This window comes from Kosakonia sp. BYX6 (assembly GCF_038449125.1).
GTDB classification, from domain to species: domain Bacteria; phylum Pseudomonadota; class Gammaproteobacteria; order Enterobacterales; family Enterobacteriaceae; genus Kosakonia; species Kosakonia calanthes.
On record NZ_CP151800.1, the window covers coordinates 104,244 to 115,474 of the forward strand.

The window sequence follows — 11,231 nt, forward strand, 5'->3', positions numbered from 1 at the left end:
TATGGCAGACACGAAAGCATTGCCTTCGGTAGATGACTTAAAAGAACGCTTTGGCGAAGGGAATATTCCTTTGCAGAGTGATTTCGCGGATTTAATCGATCTGGCAAACATTGGCCGTGTTATTTATGGCAACGGAAGCCCGGGTTGGGGGTTGGCATTAGATGATGAAGGCAAACTCGCGATAGATATGAGCAAAACATTTACCGCGACCTGGGATTTATCAGAATCGTCTGGCAGCACACAGCTTAATGCGGATAGCTATTCCATTGTTGATAAAAGCCAGCATCCGAAAATTGCATATTTTGCGTTAAATGGACAAGGTCCTACTGAAGCGACAACCACGCTGTCAGGAACCTCCACCGTTTTTTATCTCCCTGCGACAAAAATCACTTCCGATAAAAAGAGAATATCAACAACTGTGCAAATTATTGCCGATAAAACAATTGGTAAAGGTGATGACCCCTTGCCTTTAGAATATGTTCAACCTTCAACGGATAAGTGGTCTATATGGTGGCGCTTTACATTAGGTAGTGTAACGGATGATGGTTCATCCGATAATTCAAAAAGCTACACGTTGGTTATTGAGCCTTTAACCATTGCGACTTATCTTATTACTGATTTTTCATCAACACCGCCACAAGGTGAGCTGCAATCAATCACTACCGTTAATTTTGTTTATAACAGCGATATGCTCATTATCCCGCAAGGATTAATTAGTATGTTTTCCGGTGATGTTATTCCTGACGGTTGGGCGTTATGTAACGGATCTAACGGTACGCCGGACTTACGAGACAGATTTATCGTTATGGCGGGCAGCAAATATAAAGGAAAGGGTGGCGGGGCGACGACAACAGATTCAACAACAATAACAGGTAAGGTGACGATCGGTTCAACCAAGTTAACTGTCGCGCAAATACCGTCTCATTCCCACACAGCGAAAACTGTTTCAGCGACGACCTTGCTTGCCACGATAGCCGGTGGGGTTGTTAATGTTGCGCTAAAAACAGCAGATGCGAATTCAGGATCAACTGGCGGTGGTGAGGGGCATACTCATAGTGCAACGTTTTCCTCAAATGCTCATACCCATACTATTGATGTAACGCCGCCATATTATGCATTGGCATTTATCATGAAATTATAAATTTAATTTAACCTCACCTTTCACTTTAGACCCGAGGGTAATGGTATGACAGATATAACGAACTTACCGTCAGTCCAGGATTTGAAATTGCGCTTTCAGACTGGTCGGGTTCCTCTAAATGCTGATTATGCAGATTTGATTACATTAGCCAATATCGGCCACACATTAGGCGGAGATGATATTCCCGGTAATGGGCTGGTTTATGACACAACAGGCAGGTTACATCTTAATATCAATAATTTTTATAGTGCTGCATGGGATTTATCTCTCTCGTCAAATGATGTTGAAATAACGATAAATGAAAAAGTGGGTACGGATAAATCGCAGTTCCCCAAAATTGCTCTTCTCTCGCCTGAACATGGTGGGCCAACTGCAGCAACCACCACACTTGAAGGCATATCGACAGTATTTTCTTTGCCAGCAACTAAAATTAGTTCGAATAAAGTAATAACCAATACAACGGTAAATATTATAGCGACTAAAAATATTGGTGTGGGATCAAAGGATTATACTCCTCTTGAGTACGTGAAAAATGCGACAGATAGCTGGTCCCTGTGTTTGATTTTTAAACTCGATACCACTACGGAGGATTTTAATAATTGCATTCTGATGGTCGAACCATTGCGCCTGGCGGTTTACAAAATAACTGACTTTACCTCAACGCCACCTCAAGGTTCGTTCCAGTCTATTATTACAGTCTATTTTACTTATAACAGTGTGGTGCAGATTATCCCTCCGGGTTTAATTCAAATGTATTCAGGTTCTGTTGCGCCAAAGGGGTGGGTAATATGTGATGGAAATAACGGTACACCTGATTTACGCGACAAATTTATTGTTATGCAAGGCAGCAAATTTACCGGTAGCGGGAATGGAAACACCTCCACAGGAGGGACGACTGTCACAGGAAAAGTTGCCGTAGGTTCAACCACCTTGACGGAGAAACAGTTGCCGGAGCATGCCCACTCCCTCCACACACCCGTACAAGCTATGCCAGCTTCGGTTAGTCGTGATTATCTCTTGCATTCGCAAGATGATCGGACCACGTCGGTAGGGGGAGGCCAGAGCCATACTCACAGTGCAACCTTTTCTACCTCTTCACATACGCATACATTTGACGTTAGTCCGCCTTATTATGCTCTGCTACTAATTATGAAATTATAAACAGTGCCGTTGTAATAAAACTCGGACCGAAATAGTTCATTTGTGTGCCTCTTTTGCGGTATTTATTTTTTTGCGGCTAAAACAAGAAATATTTTTTTCGAAATAAGTCGATAACTCAGTATCAATAATTTTTCAGATTCAACTTATTTCTCTGACTGAGCTGTATTGCTGACTAATAACGGCGAAACGCATGAGGAAACAATCGTGGCAAAAGAAAACGAGGTGGTAATTCTTATCCCGCAGGTGAAAGCCTGGCGCCTGAATGGAGCCGCATATGTCTAAAGAAAATGCCTTATTCACGCTGGTTAAAGAAGATATCGATTTCGATACGCTGTGGCAGCAGGTCACGGAAAGCCTGGATGCTCACTACGGCGATATCTGGACCGATACCACGGATCACGATCCCGGTGTCACGCTGCTGCAGGCGGCTGCGTGGAATGTTTCCGATGTCGGGTATCGCTTATCCCTGTCGCTCAACGATTTATTAACCGAGGCGGGAAAAAGTACCCTGTTTCCGCCCGACTTCGGGCCGCAGGAAACGCTGTGCTGCAATACCATAACCGCCGAGGATTACCGCCGCGCGATACGTGATATTCACAGCAGTGATATCGGCCTCGGCAGCCAGGGATTCATCTTCGACGATTGCGCCCTCATCAGAGAGCCGGAGGACAGCAGCAACACGTATCGCTGGTGGTATGACAAAGTCAACCGGGACTACACCTTTACCAGGCCGGATGACGCGGACGACACCGAATGGCAGGAATTAACGCTGCGCGGCAATAACTGGCTCTATCTGGTGCCGTCCCGCTACACGCTGGCGCTTTCAACGGCTGACCGGGCAACTGTGGATGCCTGGCTGGCGGATTTCCTCGCCAGCCACCGTAATCTTGGCGAGTTTTTCGCCCGGGTTATCTGGATGCAGCCCGTTGATTTTAATCTGCAACTGGAGATTGGCCTGAGCAGCGATGTGGCGAACGTCGCAGCGGTTGTCGCGCAAATCTATGAAGCGACCAGCATGCAGCTTATTACGCCTGCTGAACGCTACACCACCGCGCAGATGCGTGAAAAAGGCTACCTTGATGAGGAGATTTTTGAGGGGCCGTTCCTGCAGCATGGCTGGCAGGTTGATGAACCGACGCGTATCTCAGCCGAGGGCATGACGGTGAGTTTAAGCTCGCTCACTAACCGGCTGCTAAACATTGCCGGTGTGGAAAGTGTGAATGCCGTTTCGCTGCCGTCACTGCCGGTGCATGTATGGGCAGTCAGTACCGATAAATGGGCATGGCGATTTGACGCCGGTTACTACCCCCGGCTGTGGGGGGCCGATCCGCTTGCCTTGCTGGCGGGCGACACCAGCCCGCTGACGTTGGTGATCAAAGGGGGGATTTACCAAAAGCCGGACGCCGCGACCATCAGCCAGAACCTCAGCATACAGAAACTGATTGTCGTCTCACCGGAGTCGCTGCCTTTGGCCACCCTGCGAGATTTCAGCCACTACGTCCCCGTGGGCGACCGGTTGCCCGCCTGTTACCAGTTGCAACTGCCACTGAATCAGGTGGAACAAAACGTCCAGGAACTGCACCAGTTCCTGCTACCGGTGGATCAACTGCTGGCGGATATGTGTGCCGAAATCGCACTGATACCGCAGCTTTTGTCGTTTGACGATCGCGCTGAGGTGGTTCGCGGCACGCAGTGGCCCTACAGCAGCGGCAGCGTGAATGACAGCGTGCATAGCGAGTATGCCGCCGCGCTGCAAAAGTTTTACCTGTCGGATGCCTCCATTTTTCAACTTGATAAGAGCACCCCGCATACGCTCAATTTCTCCCGCGAGCTGGCATTTTTACAATATCTGCTGGGTTATTTTGGCGCGTCGCGGGCCGCACGTCCGCTAACCCTGGATATGGTCGATTTCCTGCTCACCCAACGGGCGTATCTCGCCCAGCAGCCGGAGCTGGGCTACGACCGCATTAACATTCAGATCAATAAAGTTTCCGCCCTGCAAAAACGCATTACCGCCATTATCGGGCTGAACAGCGAATGCTTTGCCGAAAACCCCGATCTCAGTAACTTGCCCTTCTATTTGATTGAGCACAGGCAATTGCTGCCCCTTGTGCCTACGACGGGCTACGACAGCGACCAGACGCCGCAAAATTTTGTGGTGGATGGCAAGACAGTCACCATTACTGCGTCAGGTAGTGCGGGAAAAATCGTGGTAGGTCAGTTGATTGACATTATCGCCATCGAAGGTGAGAGCCGTTTGATTGTCGGCCAACAGATGGTCGCCAGCGTTAGCGGTGACACCTTTACGGTGAGTACCGATAACAGCCAACAACTGGTCAACGATCTTCAGCGCTTACAAACCGCCTGGTCAGGCGGCAATCTGCGCTGGCAGAGCAGCAATATGTGGCTGCAGGATATGGACTTCACCTTAAGTTATGCCCCGGCTGACCAGCAGCCCGCGGACACGTCACAGAAGCGGCTGAGCAGCAGCGATCAAAGCCCCTTCCCGGCAATGGTGAATGTCGGGGACACCATAGTGATCCGCGCTGCGTCGCTGGCCTCATCGATGGTGGGCAGCACCCTGAGCGCTACCCTCGAACCCGCCGCAGCGCAAGATTGGCAAATCAACGCCACTATTCTGGAGGTGAACCCGCTGATGGGAACCCTGCTGATCGAAAAAAGCGCCGACAGCACCAATGCCTTTCCGGCGGACGCGGACGCCTGGCGCTATATATGGAATTTCGATGAGTCGGCCTACGCCACTACCGACCGTTTCTCGTTTGTGATTAGCCTGGTGCTAAACCGCACCCTGATTGCCAGCCAGAATATTGTGCCCGACAAGCTGATCACCTGGATGTTGCAGGTGGTGATGGAGCAGTTCCCGGCGCACGTTTCACTTATCAATCACTGGCTGAGTGACTCGGCCTTTCAAAACTTCGCTTCAACCTACGCCCGCTGGCAAAACAACGGTAACCCACTGGGGGATGACGCGTGGAACATTCTTGAGATGTTAACCCTCGGTCATCTGCCGGTAACCACTCTGGGGGTTGGTTTAATGCGCATCGCCACCGATGAGCAGCAAACAGAGGTTATCGGCACTGACGGTAGCCAGTGGAGCACTGATGTGATCGTGCATGAACAGCTTTATTACGTTCCGCAAGAAACGACAACTGCTAACTAACTGAGTTCGGGAGAAGATTATGGCCGATACAAAAAAATTGCCCTCCACTGATGCATTAAAAGAGCGGTTTAAGGCTGGCAGCATTCCGCTACAAAGTGATTTTGCCAATTTGATTGATATGGCGGCGGCGGGGGCGAGTACAACAGGTGTTGCCTCTGATCAGGACGGTAAACCGGGCTTGGGGATGCGACTTAACGCTAACGGCAAACTGGAACTTAATGTTGATCAAAGTGGTTTTGACTATACAACAGAGACTGATGGGTCTGTATTTATTGCTGTTGATAAAGGGACGAACCAACTGGTTTTGGATCTGGGCCTTGGCTTGACCAGGGCATCCAGCGTAGTCGAAGTCAGTGTGAAAGCCGCAACGGGGATCACTGTCAATAAGGATGGCGTCAGCATTAGCTCAGATAACCTCGCATATATAGAAGCGGCCGCGAGGGGCGTGGGCCAGTTTCACGGTCAGGATGGTAAGGCCGGATTAGGGATGAAGTACGGTAGCAATGGGAAGCTTGAGCTAAATGTGGGTACCTTTAATTATGGTACTACTGGTGGGTACATGCCTGTCTCGGTAAACACCGCGACAAATATGCCAGTGATCGATCTTTACTATGGTATGCAACAGTATTCGGGGGGGTTGGGCATCCATCCATCCACGGGAATTAAGCTCGATGCCAGTGGCGTTAGTGTGGATATGGGTTATGTTGTGCCGCGCGGAATTATCGTTGCATTTTATGGCAGTTCCGCGCCTGCGGGATGGGCATTCTGCGATGGTAATAACGGTACGCCGGATTTGCGCCATCGGTTTATTAAAGGTTCAGAAGGTTTTAACACCTATACGGGGGGGACAGGCACCAATACCTATACGCCAGGCGGGACAGTAACGGTTGACTATCATGTGTTGACCGTCAATGAAATGCCAGCTCATAGTCATCGACTTATTAAAAAAACTGTTGGGAATTATGGTAATGGGTATTTTACTCCTTATGCGGAGCAAGGACCGGTTGAAGATTTAGCTTATATAGGTGCATTTTGGTCCGACTGGCTGGAAAATACCGGCGCCAACTGGGGCCATAACCATACCGCTTCATTTAGCGGAAAAGCCTGGACTCAAAATAACGAACCGCAATATTACGCCATCGCCTATATTATGAAGTTATAAGCGTTTTCTTTATCACCGGTAATAAGGCGGAAATATGACGAAGCCTGATATCTGCGTGAAGGTTATTCGCATGGCATTTACCGTTGACTCGCTATCAACACAAAAATTAGTCAGAGAAAGACAGATACTGAATAAAAATACACTCGCTTCTTTGCTGCAAAATAGTAAAAACGCATATTCGATTACGGACGATTTTATTATTCACCGCGTGGTGTTGGATTTGGGTTTAATTCCGCATCAGCACTTTTCTATTTATTTTCATCAGCGGCTGCATTCGGCGCTGGTGAAATTGTTTATACAGTTACAGGCCGTCGCGCGTAATGCACCGCTGTCGGCGGGCGAGGTTATGCAACACGCGAAAGAGGATGCGGATGTCGCGCTTGTCTCACACGCGATCGCTTGCCTGCAACCCACGGCGTTAGCCCCGGCAGGTCTGCTCGCGTTAACGCTGGCCGTGCGCTATCAATCACTTTTGCGGGCGTTAAACGCGCGCAGCGCTGCTACTCCCGCGCTCGCGACATCCTTAACCGGTGTTCTGGATCATTCGATCACTGCTTTGCGCTCAACACAGCAGGAGGAAAATCGATCGGGCGCGATACCAACGCGCCTGACACCACAGCACCTTGCCATGCTGGCGCTGCGTTTTTTGCTGCTGGAAGGAGAGGGCCAGCGCTGGCTGAGCCAGCACAGCTTGACGCATGAACAGCGCGATGCGCTGGCCTCGGCCATCGTGCGGCGGGACATCCCGGTTGAGCAACTGTTGCAGTGCATCGCCTACCTTGAACCGTTGCCGGTGGCGCAAGCGCGTTTGATTGCCGGGCGCTGGATTATTCCGTTATGGCGCTACCCGGGCATGCCTCAGGCGGTACTGCAGCAGGCCGGAAAAACGGTGATGCGGCAGAACGAGCGGTATCTGGCGTCGTTACTGCCAGGCCGAATAGCGATGCCTGTGCTGATGAGTGAAACAGCAGAAAACATATTGGCTACTCGTTCGGATCAACAAGCCATCGATAACGCTGCCTCCCAGCGAGGGCCGGATGTTGCAGGCAGGCAGATTCGCCCATCCGCTGATTCCTTATCGACCCCAGGCCTGCCAGTTGCGAACGCCGGCGTGATTCTGTTCTGGCCGTTGTTCACCCAGTGGTTTACGGCGTTGGGGTTAATGGAAGAAAAACATTTCCTGAGCGATGAGACGCGCTGGCAGGCGGTGGTGGCGATCGACTGGCTGGTCTGGCAACAGGAGACACCGGACGCGCCGCGGCTGGTGGTGAATCAGTTTCTCTGCGGGTTGCCTCTCAGTGAGCCGCCTTCGTCGCTGGCTGCGCTGCCGGAGGATTTACAGCAGCGCACGCTGGCGTGGGCCGCGGCGGTTAGCCAACAGCTCTCCGCATTCGAAAAAATGAGCCTCACCGATATTCGCCAGCTCTTTTTGCAGCGTCCCGGTGAGCTTTTTACCGACCAGATTCCGGCGGTGCTGAACGTCCAGCCGGAGCCGTTCGATGTGTTACTGACGAAATGGCCGTGGCCGTTGAACCTCGCGTATTTGCCCTGGTTTGACGTCCCGTTAATCATTGAATGGCCTGGCAGCGAGCCAGCAGGAGTACGCCTGTGACTTTATCCCCGCTGTTTGAGAACCCGCCTGCCTGGACAGAGGACAACAACATCCTGCGCGCGCAGTTTGATCGGCTGGCAAAAGTGGTAGCGGCCTGGAGCCAGCGGATGGCCAGTCCCATCTATGTTGATAGTGACGAAATCACCCCAGAAGAGCGCGCGATCGATAACGAAGAGTATGAAGATCCCGCAAGAATTACGTCCGACTGCCGTTTAGGAAAATTGCTCGCCCGCTTTCAACTCTCCGGGCTGGAGCGGGACGTGCTACTGCTCAGCTTGTTGCCGGAATACGACATTGTTTACGGTGAGTTATATTCCAGGACGCAGATGGTCAGCCCCGGTATTCGCCCGTGTGTGGCGACGTTGATGGCGATCCTCTGCCCGGACTGGTCCTCGCGCGCCCAGTTTCACGCCTGCCTGCTGGCGGACTCCCGCCTGATGCGCTCAGGTTTACTGATGCTGCAGCAAAAAGAGCATGCGACCTTATCTGAAGCGGTAGTGCTGGCGGACAACGCCCTCTATTTATGGCTGTTGGGCCATGATGCGCTGACACCGGAGTTGGCGCTGTTCGCCCGCTGGTTCAAGGTCCCGCGCTTGCCCGATTTAACCTCAGGTTTAACGGACAAATTGCTGCAATGCTGCCTCGAAAGTGAGGAGGCGCCGGTGGTGACGGTGTTACGAGGGCCTAATACGCAAGAGCAGTTAACCTCGATTGCCCGCGCGATGGGCATGCGCAGCAAGCAGGTGCTAAGCCTTGATCTCACCCATCTTGCCGAGGGGCTGCGAGTCGAAACGGTACAAAAAGTTTTGCGTCTGGCGATTCGCGAAGTGCGGCTGAATGACGGTTGTCTGGCGATCAGTTCTGCTGAAAGGCTGGTGGCGACGTATCCGCTGTTGTGGGACTGGCTGGCGCAGATGCTGAGCGAACTGAACGTGCCGGTGATGCTGCTTATGCCTTCCACCGGCACGTTACCCCGTTTAGAGGGCGTCAGCCAGATTGAGGTGACAATGCCGTTGGTCGCAAGCGATGCAACGCTCAGGCTGTGGCAGCGCCAGCTAAGCGACATCACCACCGCGCCGGAACTGGATATCGCCCCGTTGTTGTTGCGTTTTAACCCCGACCGACCCTCCATCCCGCGGCTGATTAGCGAAGCCCAGCTTTACCAGCGGCTACGGGACGAAGGGTACGCCCACGCGCCGCTTGATAGTGACGATTTACGCCACGCTTTTCAGCTCCATACACAGCAATCCTACGGCAAGCTGGCGCAGCGCTACACGCCGTTACGGAGCTTTGACGATGTCGTGATTGATGACGAGGCCCGGCAACATATTGACGAGATGCTGGCGGCGGTTCGCCAAAGAGAAACGGTGTTAGAACAGGGGTTTGCCCGCAAACTTGCCTATGGCACCGGCATCAGCGCGCTGTTTTATGGGGATTCCGGTACCGGGAAAACCATGGTAGCGGAAGCGCTGGCCGGAGAACTGGGCGTTGACCTGATAAAAATCGATTTGTCCGCCGTGGTGAATAAGTACATCGGCGAAACGGAAAAGAACCTCGCGCGTATTTTTGATATCGCCGGGCAGGACGCGGGCGTGCTGTTTTTTGATGAAGCCGACGCGTTATTCGGTAAACGCAGCGAAGTGAAAGACGCCAAGGATCGCAATGCCAATATTGAAGTCGCCTATTTGCTGCAACGGCTGGAAAACTACCCAGGCCTTGTGATCCTCGCCACCAACCACCGAAATCACCTTGATTCGGCGTTTAGCCGCCGTCTGACCTTTATGATTCGCTTCCCCTTCCCGGATGTGATCCTGCGGGAGCGGATGTGGCGGGCTATTTGGCCAGGCGCGATTTCCCTTGCGGAGAATATCGATTTTCATCAGTTGGCGCTGCGCGCCGAAATGACCGGGGCCAGCATTCGTAACGCCGCCCTGCTCGCCAGTTGGCTGGCGGCGGAAGAGGGCGATTCCCACATTCAGCTTCATCACATCGAGCGCGCCATAAAACGCGAATTAGCGAAGATCGGCCGCGTATTACGCTTTTGATCGGGAGAACCATCATGGCTGACGAACCCACTGAAATTGCCGTATTGAATGAATTGATTGCGAAACATATTGGCGAACACGTCGCGGATGTCGATATCCGCTTCGATGCGCCCAACGCGCAGGAAGCGCCGACGACACCGACACTGCACCTGTTTATGTACCTGATTCATGAAGATCTGTCGATTCGCCAGAGCATGCAAAACAGCTACAACCCGCAAACCGCCACCTATGACACGGCTTATGCCCGCATTCGTTGCCTCTACCTGGCAACTTATTGGGACAGCAGCAGCGGCGATGCCAGCTCCCCCGATACGCAGGCCAGCAGCCAGACCATCCTCAAGCTGACAGAAACCTTGCGTGCGTTGCTCTGCATGCGCCGCCATGACGATTTCAAGAATTACCAGATTCGCGTTATCGAACCCGAAGCGCTGAACAGTTTAGGGAATTTCTGGCAGGCGCTGGATAACAAACCCCGCGCGATTATCAATTTCGCCGTCACGTTGCCGGTCAGTATTGTGCACCCTGCAACGCCTGCCGAAGCCGGGCAACCCATCCTCGAAACCATCATGCAGACCACCCAGCAATCCGCCGCGGTGCTCGAAAAGCTCGAACAACTGTTGTTTAACCGCTTAGTCGCGGCGCTCGGTAATACCAGCGCGGCACGTACGCAACTGGCGAAGGTGGCGGTGCATGTGGCGCCTCTGCCCGCATCAGATGATGACACCGTGCAGAACATTCAGGTGATTGTGACGGGCGTGACGCAGGATGCCAACCTCGCCGCATTAAATACGGCAATCACTGCCTGGAGCGGCGAGAGCCTGGATCAAGATGGTCAAACGCTGCTCCTTAGCGAAGTGACCAGCACCCTTGCCGCCGCCGCGCTGACACCGCCAACAAATTAATTCTGTTCTGCCCTTCCATCAGGAGGC

At 52.3% G+C, this 11,231-nt stretch carries 7 protein-coding genes; all 7 read left to right on the top strand.

The genetic code is table 11. From position 1 onward, the window contains the following. The first annotated feature begins 1 nt into the window (after window position 1). The 7 genes from AAEY27_RS00465 (at window position 2) to AAEY27_RS00495 (ending at window position 11,204) form a co-directional block, all read left to right on the top strand. Entirely contained in the window at window positions 2-1,141 is a 1,140-nt protein-coding gene (locus tag AAEY27_RS00465; protein WP_342323016.1) for a hypothetical protein, read from the top strand. 45 nt (window positions 1,142-1,186) lie between these two features. After that, window positions 1,187-2,302 carry a hypothetical protein gene (locus tag AAEY27_RS00470; RefSeq protein ID WP_342323017.1) on the top strand — a complete coding sequence of 372 codons (1,116 nt, stop codon included), beginning with the start codon at window positions 1,187-1,189 and terminating at the stop codon, window positions 2,300-2,302. A 274-nt stretch (window positions 2,303-2,576) separates the two neighbouring features. Further along, window positions 2,577-5,483 carry a hypothetical protein gene (locus AAEY27_RS00475; protein ID WP_342323018.1) on the top strand — a complete coding sequence of 969 codons (2,907 nt, stop codon included), beginning with the start codon at window positions 2,577-2,579 and terminating at the stop codon, window positions 5,481-5,483. Between the two features lie 19 nt (window positions 5,484-5,502). Next, window positions 5,503-6,645, top strand: coding sequence for a hypothetical protein (locus AAEY27_RS00480; protein WP_342323019.1), 1,143 nt, complete (start codon window positions 5,503-5,505; stop codon window positions 6,643-6,645). 34 nt (window positions 6,646-6,679) lie between these two features. After that, the gene (locus AAEY27_RS00485) at window positions 6,680-8,257 is read left to right on the top strand and encodes a contractile injection system tape measure protein (protein ID WP_342323020.1); all 1,578 of its coding nucleotides are present in this window, start codon (window positions 6,680-6,682) and stop codon (window positions 8,255-8,257) included. Then, complete coding sequence (locus AAEY27_RS00490; RefSeq protein WP_342323021.1) at window positions 8,254-10,302, top strand: ATP-binding protein; 2,049 nt, start codon at window positions 8,254-8,256, stop codon at window positions 10,300-10,302. Before AAEY27_RS00485 ends, AAEY27_RS00490 begins: the two co-directional genes overlap by 4 nt. A gap of 14 nt (window positions 10,303-10,316) precedes the next feature. After that, window positions 10,317-11,204, top strand: coding sequence for a Pvc16 family protein (locus AAEY27_RS00495; RefSeq protein WP_342323022.1), 888 nt, complete (start codon window positions 10,317-10,319; stop codon window positions 11,202-11,204). Window positions 11,205-11,231: the final 27 nt, after the last annotated feature.